The organism is Henriciella marina DSM 19595 (assembly GCF_000376805.1).
GTDB classification, from domain to species: domain Bacteria; phylum Pseudomonadota; class Alphaproteobacteria; order Caulobacterales; family Hyphomonadaceae; genus Henriciella; species Henriciella marina.
Genome location: NZ_AQXT01000002.1, coordinates 1359018 through 1378266, shown reverse-complemented (window position 1 = coordinate 1378266; position 19249 = coordinate 1359018). Strand labels below are relative to the sequence as shown.

General features: G+C 57.6%; 19 protein-coding genes. 3 read left to right on the top strand and 16 right to left on the bottom strand.

The window, feature by feature from the left end:
• Positions 1-54 precede the first annotated feature (54 nt).
• The 14 genes from F550_RS0106740 to F550_RS0106675 all read right to left on the bottom strand — a co-directional run bounded on the left by F550_RS0106740 (position 55) and on the right by F550_RS0106675 (position 13494).
• Positions 55-585 carry a hypothetical protein gene (locus tag F550_RS0106740; protein ID WP_156807852.1) on the bottom strand — a complete coding sequence of 177 codons (531 nt, stop codon included), beginning with the start codon at positions 583-585 and terminating at the stop codon, positions 55-57.
• Complete coding sequence (locus F550_RS0106735) at positions 576-2600, bottom strand: hypothetical protein (protein ID WP_018147773.1); 2025 nt, start codon at positions 2598-2600, stop codon at positions 576-578. The genes F550_RS0106740 and F550_RS0106735 overlap by 10 nt, the downstream gene beginning before the upstream one ends.
• 23 nt (positions 2601-2623) lie before the next feature.
• Positions 2624-3244, bottom strand: coding sequence for a class I SAM-dependent methyltransferase (locus tag F550_RS0106730; protein ID WP_026180618.1), 621 nt, complete (start codon positions 3242-3244; stop codon positions 2624-2626).
• Positions 3244-3720, bottom strand: coding sequence for a GtrA family protein (locus tag F550_RS0106725; RefSeq protein ID WP_018147771.1), 477 nt, complete (start codon positions 3718-3720; stop codon positions 3244-3246). Before F550_RS0106725 ends, F550_RS0106730 begins: the two co-directional genes overlap by 1 nt.
• On the bottom strand, positions 3717-4433 hold the full coding sequence (locus F550_RS0106720) for a class I SAM-dependent methyltransferase (RefSeq protein ID WP_018147770.1): 717 nt from the start codon (positions 4431-4433) through the stop codon (positions 3717-3719). The genes F550_RS0106725 and F550_RS0106720 overlap by 4 nt, the downstream gene beginning before the upstream one ends.
• A 3-nt stretch (positions 4434-4436) precedes the next feature.
• Entirely contained in the window at positions 4437-5207 is a 771-nt protein-coding gene (gene rfbF, locus F550_RS0106715; protein WP_018147769.1) for a glucose-1-phosphate cytidylyltransferase, read from the bottom strand.
• Complete coding sequence (locus F550_RS17100) at positions 5204-6226, bottom strand: glycosyltransferase family 2 protein (protein ID WP_018147768.1); 1023 nt, start codon at positions 6224-6226, stop codon at positions 5204-5206. The genes rfbF and F550_RS17100 overlap by 4 nt, the downstream gene beginning before the upstream one ends.
• Positions 6223-7170 carry an NAD-dependent epimerase/dehydratase family protein gene (locus F550_RS17095; RefSeq protein ID WP_169332256.1) on the bottom strand — a complete coding sequence of 316 codons (948 nt, stop codon included), beginning with the start codon at positions 7168-7170 and terminating at the stop codon, positions 6223-6225. Before F550_RS17095 ends, F550_RS17100 begins: the two co-directional genes overlap by 4 nt.
• Position 7171: 1 nt before the next feature.
• Positions 7172-8251: a CDP-glucose 4,6-dehydratase gene (rfbG, locus tag F550_RS0106700; RefSeq protein WP_018147766.1), complete on the bottom strand. Its 1080-nt coding sequence runs from the start codon at positions 8249-8251 to the stop codon at positions 7172-7174.
• A 206-nt stretch (positions 8252-8457) separates the two neighbouring features.
• Positions 8458-10266 (bottom strand): SulP family inorganic anion transporter, encoded by a 1809-nt coding sequence (locus F550_RS17090; RefSeq protein ID WP_018147765.1) that lies wholly within the window; start codon positions 10264-10266, stop codon positions 8458-8460.
• Positions 10267-10273: 7 nt separating this feature from the next.
• Entirely contained in the window at positions 10274-11521 is a 1248-nt protein-coding gene (locus tag F550_RS0106690; RefSeq protein ID WP_018147764.1) for an NAD(P)/FAD-dependent oxidoreductase, read from the bottom strand.
• Between the two features lie 39 nt (positions 11522-11560).
• Positions 11561-12427, bottom strand: a complete 867-nt coding sequence (locus F550_RS0106685; protein WP_018147763.1) for an MBL fold metallo-hydrolase — start codon at positions 12425-12427, stop codon at positions 11561-11563.
• A gap of 18 nt (positions 12428-12445) precedes the next feature.
• Positions 12446-12850 carry an ArsR/SmtB family transcription factor gene (locus F550_RS17085; protein WP_018147762.1) on the bottom strand — a complete coding sequence of 135 codons (405 nt, stop codon included), beginning with the start codon at positions 12848-12850 and terminating at the stop codon, positions 12446-12448.
• A complete protein-coding gene (locus F550_RS0106675; protein WP_018147761.1) occupies positions 12847-13494 on the bottom strand; it encodes a peroxiredoxin in 648 nt (215 codons plus the stop codon). Before F550_RS0106675 ends, F550_RS17085 begins: the two co-directional genes overlap by 4 nt.
• A gap of 83 nt (positions 13495-13577) precedes the next feature.
• On the opposite strand from F550_RS0106675, the gene F550_RS0106670 reads away from it, so the two are divergent.
• Positions 13578-14003 (top strand): YeeE/YedE family protein, encoded by a 426-nt coding sequence (locus F550_RS0106670; RefSeq protein WP_018147760.1) that lies wholly within the window; start codon positions 13578-13580, stop codon positions 14001-14003.
• Between the two features lie 4 nt (positions 14004-14007).
• Positions 14008-14436, top strand: a complete 429-nt coding sequence (locus F550_RS0106665; protein WP_018147759.1) for a DUF6691 family protein — start codon at positions 14008-14010, stop codon at positions 14434-14436.
• A 74-nt stretch (positions 14437-14510) separates the two neighbouring features.
• Here the strand turns inward: F550_RS0106665 and F550_RS19380 are convergent, their stop codons facing one another.
• Entirely contained in the window at positions 14511-15083 is a 573-nt protein-coding gene (locus tag F550_RS19380) for a hypothetical protein (RefSeq protein ID WP_051076819.1), read from the bottom strand.
• A gap of 26 nt (positions 15084-15109) precedes the next feature.
• Positions 15110-16057 carry a hypothetical protein gene (locus tag F550_RS19375; protein WP_051076818.1) on the bottom strand — a complete coding sequence of 316 codons (948 nt, stop codon included), beginning with the start codon at positions 16055-16057 and terminating at the stop codon, positions 15110-15112.
• A gap of 572 nt (positions 16058-16629) precedes the next feature.
• On the opposite strand from F550_RS19375, the gene F550_RS0106655 reads away from it, so the two are divergent.
• A complete protein-coding gene (locus F550_RS0106655) occupies positions 16630-19221 on the top strand; it encodes a glycoside hydrolase family 38 N-terminal domain-containing protein (protein WP_018147757.1) in 2592 nt (863 codons plus the stop codon).
• Positions 19222-19249: the final 28 nt, after the last annotated feature.

Below are 19249 nucleotides of genomic sequence, written 5' to 3'. Positions count from 1 at the left end.
GGCCGATTCAGGAAGGTCGGCCAAGCCTAGCAGCGCCATCACGTCCACTGAAGTTCAGTTTGCGAACTCCTTGATTGTCACTTTCGAAATATTGACAGTGATGGGGTTGCTCGTTGGATTATGAATTGACGTTCGAACGCATTCAAAATCCTTGGAATACTGGTGTGAAATAGAACAGGACTGGCTGCCGTTGCTGGCCATGCAGTGCGTTTTCGTGAATTCAGGGTCGTTGGCCACGCCGCAATGAGCCATCAGGAATAAATCCAGTCGCCCTTCCGGGAATGACATCTGAACGGTCGTTTCGAGACGGTCACCGCCTTCAACGGGTAAATCTTCGAAAATGAAATGGATTAGACCACCTGCGGGCAGGTCAGCTTTGAGTTTCTCGGACCCTTTAACCTGATATTTCACGTCTGCATCTGATGGGACGATCCTGTATTCGCGGTCAAATACCACCGTAGGTCCACAGGCTGAGAGAGCGATAAAGCCCGCAAGCGCGCCGCAGCTTACGACTTTGAAAAGCGGTGCTTTCAGAGGTCTGTGCAGGCCCGAATTGGGGGAATGAGCGTTCAATTTCATTTGCATTCGGTCGCATCCGTTAGGGCGGATAGAGCCAGTCCGCCGTAAATGACGATCGGCCGGGTGTCCGCATAGCGTGGATCGCCTTGTTCCGCGATTACGAAATCTGCTGACGCCACATCATTATCCAAATTGAGCTGGGCCATCTGCGGGGCGTTATCTGTGAGGTATCCATCGGTATAGATGGGATGCAGCGGTGCCGTCTGCTCGACGACATACGCGGCCCAACCCCATTGTTGATGTACCGGATTGATGGAGACGATCAGGCCGCACGCCTGCCGCGCCTTGGCGGCTTCGATTATCGGCCTGATATCGAACTGTCTCTCTTTTTCGAGGAACGTCACGTAATTTGGATATTCATTCGAAACTGTGGTGACCGTTGCAACACCTCCAAACGTCGCGATCGCGCCCAAAGAGGCGATTGGTGCGATTGATAGAGATCTGACGGTAGCCGGATTGAAGTGGTGACGAGGGCTGGCGCGCTGAACTTCATTTGTGACCGCTGACAGCCAGACTGAGATGAGAACGGCCATGAATGGCGCCGCGATAGGCATACCTTTTAAAACGTAATACGGGTCCGGAAGCCAAACGCCATAAAATGCGACGATAATGCCAGCGCACATCAATGCATATGGAAAACGAAGAGCTGCATAGCGCCGAAGGAGCGTCAGAGGAGCCAGTGAAATCAGAACAAGGGTCGTAGCGAATGAAATCGTCCATTCGAGACTCGCGCCGATCCGCCAGTCGATTCCGGCGCCGCGAATGACACCATCAATCCATGCAAGACCGACTGTTGCCGTCATCAGATTCTGAAGCATGAATTCGTGGGTCGGATAATCCCCGATCGAGGAGTCGACGGAGGCGGCCAGATTCAGCTGTGCCATGAAAACCGCAATGTTATGAAACAGCTGATTTGAGAGAAGCAGTATCCCCACGGCTACGCCTATGGGCAAGCAGAACGCAGCAAGTGCCGGCAGGGGGCGGCTTTCCATTTTGGCGATGCTTATGAAGGCGGCCAAAAGCAGGGCGGCCAAGGCAAAGGGAAGCATCTCGATATAGGCGATGAACGTTGCGGCATAGAGGACCGAGATCGAGCCCAGGGCGACGATGGTCTTCGGCAATGCCTCCCGAAATCCCCGTTCAGACCCCGTTAGCCTCTCCCAGACGGACGGCCATATTGCAGCAATCGACAGCAGGAGTGGGAGCACGTGTGCCGTGCTGAAATTTTCCCGGTCAATGGCAACGAACTGCCAGTAGCCAGTCGCGACAGCCACGGATGCGAGCGCAGCAAAACGTGTTCCTGCACCCATGACGCGAGCCAGCGAAAATGCGGCGGCGGCTGAAGCTGCGCTAGTTACACCGCCAAAAATCCAGAGAATACTGGAAACGGGGAGCGATGTGAGATGTGCGAACCAGCCAAGTATCGAATAGGTGCCCAATCGCAGGCGATCAACAAAGCGAGCAGAGTACAAGCCGAGCGGATTTCGTTTTACCAACTCCGTTGCCGCAGGGGTTTGCCCGTCGGCCAGCAACTCTCCTCGGCCCGCGGCACGTAGCAGGTCGCGGTCAGCAACGCGTGTGTTTTCCGAAAGTGTCACATACATAAAGGCGTCGGATGAATCCGCGCGAATGAACACGGCGTCTGGACCAGACACAATCGGCGGCGTGGCATAGATGGCGGCGACACAAGCAATAGCGGCAATACCGAGCCCAGGCTTGAGCGAAACCTGAGAAGACTTTCTCTGCTTCCATAGCATGCGGCCTGCTAAAACCAGGGCGAGAACACCTGCAATTATCGTTACTGGCCAGGCCCAAAGCTGGGTGGCCCCCAGGTAGAAATAGCACGCCACCACAAGAATGGTGGTCACCGCGAGGCCAAGGGCAGGCGCACACAGAACCAGACTAGTGGCCGTCTTTGCATCTGATCGAGACGCTTCGCGAACAAGCGGGACAATCGCGACAAGCCCCAGCGCCGTGAAGAATCCAAAGAGGACGATTCCCGTAAAAACCTCGTACAGCATAAATTATCGCCCTAAGTTTACGGCTATGAATTCGCAGCCACAGTATTGGTCCGCCCGACCATGATCGCGAACGTATAAGGAATGGGGCTTAAATCCTCATGGACGTGTATTTCGACATCGTCGAATACGCTGCGCATGATGGCTTCATAAGACTTTTCGTCGCGAACGTATTCGCCGCGATCAAGGTCGAGCAGGACCTTCGCCAGACGTGACTGGCCTTGCTTGTAACACCCGTCGAGTGTGAAGACCAAACCGGTGTCGCCAATCGCTTTCTTGGCGGCCTGAAGGACGCTCAACGCGATCTCGTCATCCATATGGTGCAGGACACCATTGAACATGACGACGTCAGCCGGGCCGAACTCTTCGGCGGCAGCAAGATCGAACTCGCGGCAATGGAAAGTGTGCCGTCCGGCAAAGCGTTTCTGAGCCGATTCAATGTATGCGGGCTCCAGATCGAACCCGTGATAATCCATGTCGTCTGGAAGGTACTGGATGATGTTTCCCGGGCCGCATCCAATGTCGAGAACCCGACTTTTTGGAGGGATCGACAAGTGACGGTCGAAGGCTTTCTTTCTCGCTTGCGCGAAACCCAGTCGGGCCTGAAATCCTTCATACATGGCGGGGAGTTTCAAAAGGGATCGCATCAGCGCTCGCCTCCACTTTGCCGCGAGGTTTCGCGCGGCCTGTTTGAAAAGATGAGGGCCATCGACAAATAGCTGACGACGGAAATGGTGAGAATGACGCCAGCCCCGCCCACGAGCACTGGCGCCCCCAGCTGGTTTACCAGAACCGACATGGTGAGACCGGAGATAGCAATATTGACGGCCTGAAGCAGCAGATAAGGACCGATCTCCTGAACGGGCTTGTTCGTGGAGCGGAAGGTAAAGAGCTTTTGTCCAAGAAAGTTGGCCGGGATGGCGGCGCAATATGCAAGCGCACTGGCGAGGCCTGGGGAGATGCCTGCCAATTTCGAGAAGATGAAGACGGCGACGAAATAAACGGCACCGGAAAAACCGGCCACCATCCCAAAGCGAATAAAGCGGGCTTTCGTCAGAAAGTCGAACCATTCTCTGGCTCTGCCGAATACACCTGGGTTTTGTGCACTTTGAGCCATGCTCATGAGCCTGTTCGGCGGCCGGCGACATAATACTGTGCACCGAGGCCGATCCAGGACAGCATCTGGTCAACGCTTCGCAGCGCAGATCCGGCTGCTGGGATCGACAGAATGTGTTTGCGGCGCCAGATATCGAGACCGCTTTCGGTGATCAACCGCGAGGTTTCCTTAGAATTCAGGAGAACCGCATCGGCATCGAATGGGCAGTTGTTGACGACCCGCATTGTCAGCGGATTGCGCGGATTGTGCTCAAAGATGGCAACAAGACCACCGGCGCGCACAACGCGCGCCATTTCGGAGAAAAAATGCGGCCAGCTTTCCTGTGGTACGTGATGTACGACGCAAATCGCGAAGGCGAGATCAAAGCTCCCATCTTCGTAAGGGAGCGTCGCGCCGTCATAGGATTTATAGTTGACCGATGGATTGGATTCCTCGGCGCGCTTAAGACAGGCCTCGGACACATCGCAGCCGTGAAGGGCCTTCAGTTTGGGGGCGAGCATGCCGTGATAGACCCCGACCCCGCAGCCGACATCGAGGACGGTTTGCTGATCAACGGGGCCCAGCCCATCTTCGATCAGGTCGACGAGGTAGGCTTCTTTGACCTTTGTGAAGAAATCCGCATTCAGGGACGAGAATGCCAGTGCATCGTCGACGGCCGATTTGTAGTTTTCCTGATAGCGGTCAAACTCTTCAGCGACGGCTCTTTGTGCAGGATCCATGATTTACCAGACCTTCCAGGGGGCATTGCCGCTTTCCCATAGCGTTTCGAGTTCACGCTTGTCGCGCAGCGTATCCATAGGACGCCAGAACCCGGAGTGTTCATAGGCGGCAAGTTCGCCATCGGCCGCAAGTCTCTGCAAGGGTTCGCGCTCAAAACTCGTGGAATCGCCGTCGATATAGTCAAAGACGCTCGGTTCCAGAACGAAAAAGCCGCCATTTATCCGGCCGACTTCATCGTGAGGCTTTTCGCGGAACTGCTGCACAATTCCAGACCCGTCTGTCCCGAGCACGCCAAACCTGCCAGGTGCCGGAACAGCCGTTACAGTGGCTTTTCGTTTCATTTTCTTGTGGTGCGCGATCAGGGCCTTGATATCGATATCGGCAACGCCGTCTCCATAGGTCAGGCAAAAGGTCTCACCGTTCAGGTACTCGGCGACCCGCTTGACCCGGCCGCCAGTCATCGTGTGAAGGCCTGTGTCGATGAGAGAGACCCGCCAGGACTCCTGCGGCTTGCCATGAAAATCGAGAGTGTTGCGCGCGAGGTCGACGGTAAGATCGTAATTCTGCACAAAATAGTTGGCGAAATACGACTTTATCATCGAGGCCTTGTAGCCACAGCAGATCACGAACTCATTGAAGCCCGCCGCAGCGTAGACCTTCATGATGTGCCACAGGATTGGCTTCCCGCCGATTTCAACGAGGGGCTTGGGTCTGGCGTCAGTTTCTTCGGCCAGGCGCGTACCGAAACCGCCTGCAAGGATGACGACTTTCATGTGCGGTTCCCCGTCAAATCAGCGGCGCTCTCTGTTTGATCGCGCCCATTAACATGCTCTACGCGGTCTGTAATTACCGCCATAGGCAAGCCGCGGGTGTTATTGAATATCCGGCCAACGTATTCGCCTAACAGGCCGATGAAAAGAGAATTCAGACCAAGTGACGCAAGTCCGATTAGTATCAGTGTCGTGAAGCCGTCCGGCGTTCTTTCTGCACTGAATATGAAATTCGCAAGGTAGGCAAAGGCCGCCAGAATTGACGCGAAAGACACAAGGAAGCCGAACAGGGTGACGAAACGAAGCGGGCGGGTCGACTGGCTGGTAATGCCGTCGATCCCGAATTCTACCAGCTTCGCAATGCCGAATTTCGATTTTCCGGCCGTTCGTTTGTCGCGGTCATAAACCACGCCCGTTTGTGCATGTCCCATAGCGGCGATCGCACCGCGAAGATAAGGCGACTGCTCCTGCATGAGGCGCAGCTCTTCAATAATCGCACGGTCAATCAGCCGGAAATCACCCGCGTCCTTGGGAAGATCGGTCTCGCTGAGCAAGGTCACGAGGCGATAATACAGCCGCCGCCCCCACCGTTTGAGAAAGAATTCAGGCAGCCGGCGACGAACTCCGTAGACAACCTTGTAGCCAGTCTCCCACGCGCGGAGGAATTCGCTGATTAACTCAGGAGGGTCTTGCAGATCGGCATCAATCTGGACCGCGGCCTCGCCCCTGCAGTTGAGATAGTTGGTCAGAATCGACTTCTGAAAGCCGAAGTTTCGCGAAAACCGAAGCACCCGAACGCGCTTGTCCGCCACTGACAGCTCGCATAGACGCTCGAACGTGGCGTCGGTACTTGCGTTGTCGGTAAATAGAAACTCGAAATCGTAGCCCGGTTCCGCCTCGGTCATTGAGGCCAAACGCTCAACGAGGCGGTCAACATTCTCGGCCTCGTTGAAAACCGGGATGCAGATACTGATGAGCTTACGCGGCGAGGCCGCTTTTGAAAGATTAGCACGCTCCGTCATTGGAGGCTCTCAGAGTTTGGTGCTGCCTGCATGGCCGCGACCTTGGCCAGTCCTTCAGAGACACTGTGTCGGGCGGTCCACCCCAAGAGTGAAAAGGCCTTTTCTGGCGAGCCGACGATATAGGGAAGGTCGTCTGGCCGACGGCCGATCGTACCGAAAGAGAGTTGTTGCGGGGGCAATCCAAACGCGCTGGCAGCGATTTCAGCAAACCGGCGGACACTTGTCCCGTCCCCCGAGCAGACATTCACCGCCTCGACCAGTCCTGAACGCTGCCTGTTGGCCAGATGAGCAGCGGCGACCAGACTTTCGACCGCGTCTTCGATATAGACAAAATCTCTCACCTGAAGCCCATCTGATAGCACTGCTTTGTCGCCGGTCCTAGCTGCTCGCGCGAGGGTGGGCAACAGCCGATGCGCGGCCTCCCCATGCCCGTAAGTATTGAAGAGCCGAAGGTGAATATATGAGCAATTAAGCTGGCGGGCTGTAGCGCTCGCCCCTAGCCAGGCGGACGCTTTGGAGGCGCCATAAAGCGCCTGCGAACCGATTGGATCGGTCTCCTGAATCTGCTGCTCTACAACGTTGTTCGCCGTGTACTCGCTCTGCGAACCAACGCCAACGACCGCCGCTCCGAGGGCGCTCGCGGCCTGGACGATCGCGACTGGCGCCGCTGCATTCACATTAAACATGGCGACAGGGTCGCGCCTGTCCGGGCTCACACCATAGGCGGCAAGATTGATGATAATGTCAGGTGCAACCGAATTGATGACGTCGTGCACTTCGGTGCGGTCGGCAAGATCTGAAAGCCTGGTGGCTCGAGCTCCCTCAAACTGAACAGAATTAGGCGCGCGTATCGCCGCGACGGTTTCAACGGCGTCATCAGCCGCCAATCGGCGCGTCAGCCATCGACCAATAAACCCGTTTGCACCTGTGATTAGAACGCGCACTTTAGCTACCTGCAGCCGCAATCGCGTCTCGGTAGAAATCGATTTGCGATTCAGTCAGAGCCCGCGCCGAGCTGTCGTCTTTGGCATAACCCCGATACCATTCCGCTGTCAGACGAGCGGTATCTTCAAACTTCAGAGGTGGCACCCAGCCAAGGTCGCGGTGCGCTTTAGAGGAATCGACGCGAAGAAAACCAGCTTCTGGAAACCACCCTGGCTCCATGTCTGTGCTTACTGCGGGCCAATTCTTGTTGAGGGCATTGATCAGCTCGGCAACCGTAAACCCGCGTTGATCTGATGGTCCGAAATTGTAGGCGCCAACAAACTTGTCTCCGTTCTCGCCTATCAGACCGGCCGCCAGTGCGAGGTAGCCATGACAGAGAGCGAGCACGTGCTGCCAAGGCCGCACTGCGCCCGGGTTGCGGAGTGGAAGTCTGGATCCGCTAAGATGAGCGCGAACGAAATCTGGAACAATGCGATTATCGGCCCAGTCCCCTCCACCAATGATGTTTCCGCCGCGGGCGGTCGCGATGCGGACCCCGTTCCCTCGGCCAGAGAGTGTTTCCTGATAGGAGCGCGTGATGATTTCGGCCGCCGCTTTGGAGGCGCTATAAGGGTCCTTGCCGCCTAGCGTATCACTTTCACGATAAGCCCACGGCCAGGATTGCTCGTGGTAAACCTTGTCGGTCGTGATGCAGACGACAGCTTTGACGCTCTTGGACAGACGGGCTGCTTCCAGAAGGTTTGCAGTGCCAAGCGCATTAACGTGAAACGACTCAAGCGGGTCTTCAAAACCGCGCGAAACAATGGGCTGCGCCGCGAGATGGAAGATAATTTCCGGCTTTTTTTCGTCTACGAAATCGCGAATTTTCTCAAAATCGCGAAGATCGATCAGCCGGTCGTCGACTGCTTCACCAACCGATGCGGCCTCGTAGAGATTGGGCGTGGTCTGCGGCGCAAGCGCAAATCCCGAAGGCGCAACGCCGATCTTATTGAGCCAGACTGAAAGCCACCCGCCGGTGAACCCCGTCTGGCCTGTGACCAGGCATTTCCTGCCGCGAAGTGTGTCTTCGAATGATAGCACTTAGGCTTCCTCGTGGATTTCGATTGCAGGCAATTGGGTCAGAACAATTTTCCCAAGCGTGAATCGATGGGACTGATACCGCAACCGGAATCCTGAGTCACCCCGCCCTTGGAGACGTTGTGGTAGAGGCATGTTCGGAGGCATCCATCCAGCCACAAAAAGGCTATTGTTGCTTCTGTGAGCTTCGCCAGTTGGCCGGTGTAAACCTAAGCACGCTCGAAACCGGCCAGCGCGAGAGAGGGGCAGGGGATTGCGTCCGGGCTTGTGGTTTTGGCGTCCTTGCTGAAGGCGGCCTGTACGCAATCGAGGTCGAGGTCCTCCATCGCGTCATAGGTGTTGAGGTAGACGTTTCCGCTCAGCTCTTCGAGGAAGTGCGAGCGCTTCAGCCGGTCCATGACAGGGCCTTTTACTTCCGAAAGATGGAGGTCGACATTGGCGTCGCGCAGGCGTTCATTGATGGCTTCAAGGCTTTCCAGGCCACTCGCGTCGATCCTGTTCACGGCAGAGCACATGAGGACAAGATGTTTGAGGTCTGGCCGATTGCTGACGACGCAATAGACGGTGTCTTCTAGAAAGCGGGCATTCGCAAAATAAAGGCTTTCATCGATGCGGATGGTGAGAGCCGTGTCAGAGATAACAACGCGGTGACGGTTCACATTGCGGAAGTGATGGGTGCCGGGCACCTGACCGACCAGGGCAAAGTGCGGGCGGCTGGTATTATAGAGGTGCAGGAAGAGCGACAGGGCGACACCGGTCGTCACGCCGAGTTCGACACCTGCAAACAGGGTGACGAGGATGGTCGCAGCCATCGCGCTGAAGTCTGACTTCGAATAGGACCAGACCTGCCGTATGGCCTTGAGATCGACCAGGGAAAGTACGGCGACGATGATGGTCGCTGCCAGGACCGCTTGCGGCAGGAAAAAGAGATAGGGCGTCAGGAAGAGGGTCGCGAGGGCGATGCCGACGGCGGTGAAGGCGCCCGCGGCAGGTGTTTCTGCCCCAGCATCGAAATTGACCGCTGAGCGCGCGAGGCCGCCCGTTACCGGGTAGCCGCTGGAGACGCCAGCTGACAGGCTGGCGACGCCAAGCCCGATAAGCTCCTGGTTGGGGTCGACGCGCTGGCGTTTCTTGGCGGCCAGCGTCTGGGCAACCGAGACCGATTCTACAAAGCCGATGAGGCTTATCAGGGCGGCGGAGCCCATGAGCTGAAGCCAGATCTCCCGGTTGAATGCTGGAAGACCAAGCTCGGGAAGGTTGCGTGGGACGTCGCCGAGAATGCGTACGCCTGCCTCGTCAAGCTGGAGAAGGGCGACCGCGAGAATGCTTGCAATGACGGCGATGACCGGCCCCGTCCGCGCGATGATGGTGGCGGCCTTCTCGGATAGTCGGGCCCTGATCAAGGCAGGTTTAAGGAAACGGCGCGAGCCGAACAGGAAGATGAGGGAGGCAAGACCGATAATGACGGTCGCAAGGTTCATACTTCCAAGATTGCGGACAAGCGAGACGATGATTTCGAATAGATTGTGGCCGCCTGCATCAATTCCAAAGATGTGCTTGAGCTGCGAGGCAGCAATGATAATTCCAGAGGCGGTGATGAAACCGGAGACCACCGGGTGGCTCAGAAAATTGGCGAGAAACCCCGCTTTCAGCAACCCGAGAACTAGCAGCATGGCGCCCGACAGAACCGCAAGGATAAGCGCGGCCTGGATATATGCTTCGGTTCCCTGTGGCGCGATTTTACCGGCCGCCGCAGCGGTCATGAGTGAGAGAATGGCAACCGGGCCGACCGCGAGGGTCCGGCTGGTGCCAAAGATTGCATAGGCAATCAGCGGCAGGATGGACGCGTATAGCCCGATCTGAGGTGGCAGGCCCGCCAGCATTGCGTAGGCGAGCGATTGCGGGATCAGCATGATCGTCACGATCACCGCCGCGATCAGGTCATTGACCAGCGTATCGCGGCGATATTCGCGGCCCCATTCGAGGATGGGGAAGTATCTGGCGGGCCGGAATGCCATGGCTGTCTCAGGCTGCCTTGTCGAGATTTAAGTCTGGCTTGGCGAAAAGCTCATTACCAGACAGCATCATGTCGAAATAGATGCCAGGCAACATACGCTCTTTCAGGAACCAGGCTAGGCGGGTTGGTTTGGTGCCATCCAGCATCCAGGTCGGCATGGTCGGCTGAAGTTTTCCACCGTATCCGAACTCGGCCAGAACGATCTTGCCACGCTCCACGGTCAGAGGGCATGACCCGTAGCCGTCATAATGGGCGTTAGGCTCAAGCCCCTGCATCACGCGCAGAAGGTTATGTGAGACAATCGGGGCTTGCTTGCGAACCGCTGCAGCTGTCTTCGCATTCGGCGTCGATCCGGCGTCACCAAGTGCGAACACGTTTTCGTACCTGATATGGCGCAGAGTTTCCGGGTCGATATCGATCCAGCCTGCATCATTGGCAAGCGGGCTTGCGGCCACGAAATCGAGCGCCTTTTGAGGCGGCGTAACGTGCATCATGTCGAAGTCACGTTCGGTGCGAGATACATCGCCGTCTTTGCCAGTTACTTCAAATACTGCCCGCTTCGCCGGACCGTCCACAGCGACAAGTTTTTCACTGAGGCAGAGGTCGATGCCGTATTTCTCGACATAGCTCATCAAGGCGGGAACGTATTCCTGCACGCCAAACAGGACGCCGCCGGCATTGTGAAACTCCACCTCAATATCCTTGAGGACGCCGCGCCGCCTCCAGGCGTCGCAGGCCAGATACATAGCCTTCTGAGGGGCACCGGCGCATTTGATCGGCATGGGCGGTTGCGTGAAGAGCGCGCGGCCCGATTTCAGTTCGCTCACGAGTTTCCAGGTGTAGGGCGCAAGATCGAAGCGATAATTTGATGTGACGCCGTTACTGCCGAGCGTTTCGAAAAGCCCTTCAACGCCATCCCAGTCCAGTTTCAGGCCTGGAGCTGCAACGAGATACTTGTAGCCGATCTGGCTGCCGTCGCTGAGCGTGATCGTGTTCTGCTCAGGCTGAAAGCTTTGGCAGCCTGCCTTGATCCAGGTAGCGGCCTTGGGCATCAGGCCAGCCATCTTGCGAACAGTCTGTTCTGGTTTGAACACACCGCCGCCTACCATCGTCCAGCCAGGTTGGTAGTAGTGATCCTCGTTTGGCTCGACGATAGCGATATCCAGCTCGCTGTTACGCTTGAGCAGGCTCGAGGCAGTCCCGATACCTGCTGCCCCGCCGCCAATGATGACGATGTCGTGTGTTCTGATGGCCATTCTATCCTCCGATTAGCGCCCTTTTTGTTGTTTACCCGCTCACAAGGCGTTGATCGGGATCTTCATGTAGCGTTTGCCGTTTTCTTCGGCGGGTGGCATCTGGCCAGCGCGCATATTGATCTGGACGGAGGGCAGGATCAGCTTCGGCATCTCGAGGGTCGCATCGCGTTCCGTCCGCATTTTGACGAACTCTTCCTTTGAGATGCCCGTGTGAACATGCTTGTTGTGCGCCTTTTCCTCAGCGATGGTCGTCTCCCACACATACTCGTCGCGCCCGGGCGCCTTGTAGTCATGGCAGAGAAAGACGCGCGTCTCGTCCGGCAGGGCGAATAGCTTCTGGATGGAATCGTAGAGCGTACCGGCATCACCGCCCGGGAAGTCGCAACGCGCGGTGCCAAAATCAGGCATGAAAATCGTGTCGCCGACAAAAAGTGCGTCACCGATCAGGTGGCTCATACAGGCCGGCGTGTGTCCGGGCGTGTGGATTGCGCGGGCATCGATGTTGCCAACCTCGTAGGTTTCACCATCCTTGAAGAGATGGTCGAACTGGCTGCCGTCCGTGTGGAATTCCTGGCCTTCATTGAAGATTTCGCCGAAGACCTTCTGCACGGTGGCGATATGCTCACCAATGCCGGTGCGCCCACCAAGCTGGCTCTTGATATAGGGGGCCGCCGTAAGGTGGTCGGCATGGACGTGGGTGTCGATAATCCAGTCAACCTTCAGTCCAGCCTCCTTCACGAAGGCGATCATGAGGTCCGCTGACTTCGTCATCGTGCGTCCCGATGCCTGATCGAAGTCTAGCAACGAGTCGACGATTGCTGCCTGGTTGGTGGTGCTGTCCCAGACCACATAGCTGATCGTATTGGTGGCTTCGTCAAAGAAGGCTTTCACTTCTGGTTTTTGCATGGCTTGGTCTCCAATTAATCAATCGAGAATGCGGGCAAATTGCCCAGCACCCTCAGTCAGGTTCTTCTGTAGAAAAGCATTGCGGGCGACGCGTGATAGCGGACGTGAGCCGGGCACCACCTTGTCGAGCATGACGACACAGAGCGCATCAATCATTGCGCCCACGCGTGAATTGTCAGCGAGGCTGTAAAAGATGGACTTCGCTTCACGGCGGGTTTCGACGAGGCCTTCTTCGCGAAGCTTTGCCAGTTCGCGCGACAATCTCGGCTGGCGTATGTCCAGCGCGCTTTCGATTTCGCTGACGGACATTTCGCGGTCACGCAACTGGCAGCAAATCATCAGCCGCGCTGGGTGCGAGAGCGCTTTCAGCAGCCCTGCGGCCTCGTCGGCCAGCGGCTCCATCGTCTCTAGGGTCTGGGTCATTGCGGGCTGCCTTTCGGCGTCAGATACCAGGCCTGCCCGTCCATTGCGGCGCGCTCGTCGACTTGGCGCATATCCGTCGGTGCCGGAAGCACGGCATCGTCGCCCGGGCGCCAGCCTTCAGGCGTCGAGACACCATCGGCCTCAGATGTTTGCAAGGCGGCGAGAACCCGAAAGATCTCCTCGACCGACCGGCCCACAGCAAGCGGATAATGTATAAGTGCGCGGATAATGCCGTCCGGGTCGATGAAGAAGACAGACCGCACAGACGCGGTCGAACCAGACGCTGAGTGGATCATGCCGTAGGCGCGGGCAATCGCCATGGAGATGTCTTCGACGATCGGAAAGGAAATCCGGACGCCAAATCTGGTTTCGATGTCCTTCACCCAGGCGAGATGGGAATAGAGGCTGTCGACGGATAAGCCGAGCAGGTCGCACTCAAGATTGCTGAAGGCGTCGATCTGTTTCTCGAAGGCGATGAATTCCGATGTGCAGACCGGCGTGAAGTCTGCCGGATGGGAAAAGAACACCAACCACCGGCCCCGATAGTCCGAAAGGCGGACATGGCCCTCAGTTGTGCGGGCATCGAAATCCGGCGCGGCTGAGCCGATCTGTGCGACCTGATTGTTTGACGGAATGTCCGGCATGATCAGTCCTCCCAAATTCACTTGCTCTTTTATATTATACGTTTTACAGAAACGTCAATTGTAAATGATCGGGAATATGGCGTATGGAAAACTTCACACCTGTCAGTGCGAGTGTCGGCGGGGCCCTTATCGGCCTCTCCGCTGTCCTGCTCATGGCGTTTCATGGTCGGATCGCCGGAATCAGTGGCCTTTTCTCAGGCACGGTGTTCGCAGATCGCGGCGACCGCCTCTGGCGCGTCTTCTTTGTCGCGGGACTTCTTGCCGCGCCGCTCGTTTACTGGCTCGTTGCGGGTGAACGCCCGGCTTTCGACATGCAGGCAGGCGTGCCGCTGATCATTGCAGGCGGGCTGTTCGTGGGGTTTGGAACCCGTCTCGGATCAGGCTGCACCAGCGGCCACGGCGTTTGCGGTTTATCTCGCCTCTCGCCGCGCTCAATGGTGTCAGTTGCCCTCTTCATGGCAGCCGGAATGGCGACTGTTGCCCTCATCAAACCCATGATTGGAGGATAGGCCCATGGCACGAAACCTGATTGCGCTTGTGGCTGGTCTTGTCTTTGGACTGGGCCTCGTCATCTCGCAGATGATAAATCCAGAAAAAGTCATCGCTTTCCTCGACCTGTTTGGAAACTGGGATCCGTCGCTCGCCTTTGTCATGGGCGCGGCATTGATTGTTACCGCAATCGGCTACCGCCTCGTCTGGACACGCGCACGGCCCGTTCTCGCAGACCGGTTTCAGGTGCCGGGCAACAAGAAAGTGGATGCCCGGCTCGCGGTCGGCGCGGTTCTCTTCGGGCTCGGGTGGGGGCTTGTTGGCCTCTGTCCGGGGCCAGCCATCGCGGCGCTAACGGTTGGCGGCATGCCGGCCCTGTTGTTTCTCGCCGCCATGGCAATCGGGATGCTGGCGTTCGAGCTTTTTGATCGGCGCTTTGCCCGAGCCGCCTAACGGCGCTCAAAGTGAGGGGGCGTTTCTCAATAATGCTCGCCACGCCCCCCTTTTGACGCACTATCATCAGCGCGCTACCAGCCGATGCGGGCCTGGAGCTTGCCGGCCGAATGGCCATTGGCGTGGGCCGCAGTCAGGCCGAAGGTCCAGTTCTGGTTGGCACGGACCGCTATCGCCGTACCGAAGCCGATATTGTCATCATATCCGCCTATACTTGCCGCCGCCGACATTTTTTCCCCTTTTTCAAGATAGAGGTCCGGCATAGAGGAAACAGCCGCAAGCCCGCCTTCCACGTCGCTTATTCTGCGCGTTGTCGCGCGAACCGAGTCATTAAGCATGACGTACTGGCTTTCCAGCGAGCTGATGCGCAATGAATTCCCCTCGATTCCAACCGAATTCAGACGAATGGCGTCTTCATTCTGACGGATGGAAGACGTGTTCATATTGATTGCGCCGACGATTGTTCGTTGGGACGCATTGGAGGCCGTCTCAGAGCTGGGGGCTGAATGACCCATTTCCGCCCTGGCTTGCTGGCCGTTTCCGCCGACCTGCACCGGCGCACTGACCTGAGGCAGGTCGCGAGGCGCGACCGCTGTTTCAGTGTCTTCAGGATCGTCGAACACGTCGAGGTCTCCAACGTCGCCCATTGTCCCCTGGATCAATGTGATTTCATTCACGATAGTGGTGACGGTCTCCACGATTTCGGCATTGTCACCGGGTGGTCCCGGCGGCCCGGCGGGGCCGGCCGGACCTGCTGGACCCGCCGGGCCTGCTTCGCCATCCTTACCGTCGGTCCCGGCAGGGCCGGCTGGCCCCTGCGCGCCATCTTCGCCGTCCTTCCCGTCGTCACCATCTTCGCCATCCTTGCCGTCAGCTCCCTTGGCGCCATCCGCGCCAGCGGGTCCGGCGGGACCTTGCGTGCCTGGCGAACCGTCAGCGCCAGCCGGGCCGGCTGGTCCTTGCGCGCCCGCCGATCCGGTCGCTCCTTGCGGACCCGCGGGCCCGGGAGAGCCGACCGGACCTGCTGGTCCTTGAGCACCTGACGCGCCCGTTGTCCCTGCAGGGCCAACTGGGCCTGCCGGTCCTGCTGGTCCGGCGCTTCCAACGGGGCCACGCGGTCCAGCCGGCCCGCGTGCACCGTCGTTGCCTCGTGGTCCGGCGGGCCCTTGAGGCCCTTGCGGGCCGGGTAAGCCATCGTCACCGGGGTCGCCTTTTGGGCCTGGTGGTCCCGAAGGGCCGGTTGCCCCATCATTACCTGCTTCGCCTTGCGGTCCTGTTGGGCCAGGCCTGCCGGGCGCACCCTCTTCACCGGGGTCGCCTTTTGGGCCTGGTGGTCCCGAAGGGCCGGTCGCCCCATCATTACCCGCTTCGCCTTGCGGTCCAGTTGGGCCAGGCCTGCCAGGCGCGCCCTCTTCGCCGGGGTCGCCTTTTGGGCCTGGTGGTCCCGAAGGGCCGGTCGCCCCATCATTACCTGCTTCGCCTTGCGGTCCTGTTGGGCCAGGTCTGCCGGGCGCACCCTCTTCGCCGGGGTCGCCTTTTGGACCTGGTGGTCCAGATGGTCCTTGCGGTCCGGGTGGCCCTGGAGGTCCTGGAGGCCCTGGGGGGCCGACTTCCTGTGCATAGCCCTTCATGAAGTCACAAGGCAGAAAGAAGGGGACGACGGCGATGGCCGAAGAGGCAAGCAGGGTCCGAAGGACAAACCCGCCCTTGCGTTCGCTGCCCCTGATGTGAGTTTTCTTAACTTTGTCTGCCACGCCTGTAGGCCCCCCGGTTGCTCTGGCAACCAATGCTGCCGTCGATGGAGGGGAGGCTAGAAAGAAATTCCGGCGCTGGCGTCACCCGAAAGGGTGAAGATCGGAATGAAAATTTTGTTTAAATTACAGGCATATCCGGGTCTTACTTTATATATTGGTGTAGGTCTGCCCTGTCTGTTCGTCCTGCGTTCCGTCAGCTCGTGGCCGTATACGGACGGTCAGGGAGAGGTCTCGTTCTCGACATCCCTGACCCGCAAGACACCTACTCGGCCGCCTGCCCACTAACATTTGGCAACGGCGCCTCTTTCCTGTTTGACACGACCTTGTAAGGTAAAGAATTAGTTGCGTTGAGATTGGGGGAATCGGGTTGTTTAATCCAAGTTCGGTGAGACTTTGGGCTGGTCTGACAGCTCTGGCTGCAGTGGTTTCGGTTACAGCCATGCCTTCGAGCGCGCAGAGCCAAACTGGCGATCAAGCCAGCTCGGTCGACATATTCGACAAGTCGGAATGTCAGGCTGCGTCGGACCCGATCTGGGTTGTTCCGAATACGCATGGCACGGCGACGGGCTGGCTCACCGGTTTTGCGTCCGAGCGAAACTACATGATCAACAACTATATCTCTTTCCTGGATTCCGGTGATGAGTCCGGCTTCCCATTCTCTTTCTCAGAGGTCCCAACGGCAATTGCCCTTGAAAGCCTGGCGCCAAATGATTTCGAGAGATTCAGGTCCGCATTGGCTGCGGAGAAGGCATCAATCGCCAACGCATTTACAGTGGAGTTTGAGCCTGCTCTTGTTCAAGCGGCGACCGCTCTAAACATGGGGCGTACTGCGCGCGGATGGTATGGCGCGGCACTCGACGAGCAGCCGAGCAACGCCTGGTTCATCGACGTGCTTGGTATCACGCCCAATATGGCAGAGTTGTTCGATCTGGTTGGTATCGACAGCATGGTTCATATTCGCAACGCCGAGACTTTGGATCAGCTCTATATATTGAAAGCGGCAAGCGGTGCCGAAACACTGGTCGCGTCGATCGCGAATTATTCCAAGTGGCGCATCGCGTTTCGTGAGACGGGCCCACTTCCGGAGCACTGGGTAGACCACCTTTTTCTGGAGATCGTGCCCGAGCTTGTGTATCAGCCTGACCTCCCGTTTCTCTGGGGCGTCGGCGGCCATGACTATGCACGAAAGCCTGACGACCCGGGCCGGCTTTTGGAGATAGCGCAGGAAACGACTGCCAGAACGGGCAGGATAGCTTGCCTTGGTACACTTGACGATTACTGGGAAAGCGTTCGATCGGTTGACCTCGCTAATCATGATATCGAGACGATCACGACCCCGAGTCTATTCGCTTACAATGCGTTCTGGGGAAACCTGCCGCAGCTCAAGCAATCTTTCAGATCCACCGAGTCCGGTCTCATCGCTACTGAATTAGGGGCTTCAGTCCAGTCTCTATCAGGCCGGATGGACTACCCATCACAGACAATCGATGATGCCTGGTGGCTTGTTCTTCTGAATGCAGATAGGGCACTTCAGTGGGGTGCTGGCGCCGGGGACGTGTTCACAGGCACGAAAGACTGGAATTACATCGACCGGGATATTCTCACCCGAGAGAAAACAGAAGAAATTCAGCTTGCGCAGGGCGAAGACAACGCTTTCGACCCGGTCGCTTGGCAACGCGGCGAAGCGTATTTCTGGCTGGATGTCTCAACCCAGCCGGACACCGCGGTGTGCGAACCAGCGATGACCGAAGCCGCATTATGGTGTGTTGGCGGGCTTACTCCTTTTGCAACAGAGCCGCTTTCTACTAGCAAGGCGATACAGGCTGAAGTCGAACCGTTTACTGGACGCGTTGAAGCAGACGACCTCATTGTTGAGTTCGATGAACGCACAGGCGACATCCTCTCTATTGGCTTTGCCAATCATACCAGCGCAGTCGAGGGTCGGCTCAACGAGCTGGTTTGGATGGTCGACCACGGCGTTCCAGCAGCGAACTTAAGTCTGACCGACATTCTCTCGCCGCCTAATCGCAGAGAGATTATTGGTCGGACATCGGAATACGAAGCTGAGTTGACCCAGTTTGATGGCCCGGTCTTCACGACGGTGAAAGCCGTGACGTCGACCGCTGAAGGAATTGAGATTGAGCGGTGGGTCCAGATCCCCAAACAGGGCGAGCGGATCATCTTTCAAACGCTCACGCGAGGTATACCAGATGGCTTGCTTCTCGTCGCACGCCATGACCTTGGCGGCGAACTGGCTCAATCGTTGAGGGGAACGCCATTTGGCTTTGACCGCGACTTGCCTCGCCCGCCGCGAAAGCTCGAAGACGTGCGCGCCTCGCATGATCACAAAATGCTGGGTCTGAATAACGAAATCGCGCCGGCATCGCTCTGGTCAAGCCACCATACTGAAGATGGCTCAGGAATTGTCCTCATCGACCAGGGAATGCCCGGACGGGAGTGGGTTGATGGGCACATCGATCATTTCCTGATGAACGCCCAACCTAATTATCGAGGCAAACCCAATCCCCTCTATTCGGGGATGCCTGTCCGTCGATTCAGTTATGCGATTCTGCCATCCGATGCCGAAACACCTGCGCGCTCAGCACGCGCCGCCAAGTCGTTCAATTACTGGCCTTTTGAGGCTGGGCAGGTTGAAGGTGGCTTCGCGGTTTCCGAGACGTTGACGATCGAAGCGTTTTCCCGGCAAGGCGACACCGCCCGCATCCTTGCGCAGAATATGGCTGACGAAGAGGTTTCTGCGGAAATCACTGTGCCTTGGACGCACGAAGGAGCGCGGATAGTCGGGTCTGAACGTCAGGCTGATGGGACGCTCGCGCCTGCTGAAGTCAACGGCGCCAGCAAATATTCGTTCAAACTCGCCCCGCGGGATGCCTTCGAGTTGCTACTACGCACGCCTCAATCGGTCGCAGAGGTGCCTGTGCGCTATTCGTGGGAGGATCTGGTTCCTGCGGACAAACGGGACACGCTTACACTCCGTGACGAGACGCTCATTGGTCATCCGCCTGAATGATCTGAAACAGAAAGGCAGCAATGCTCGT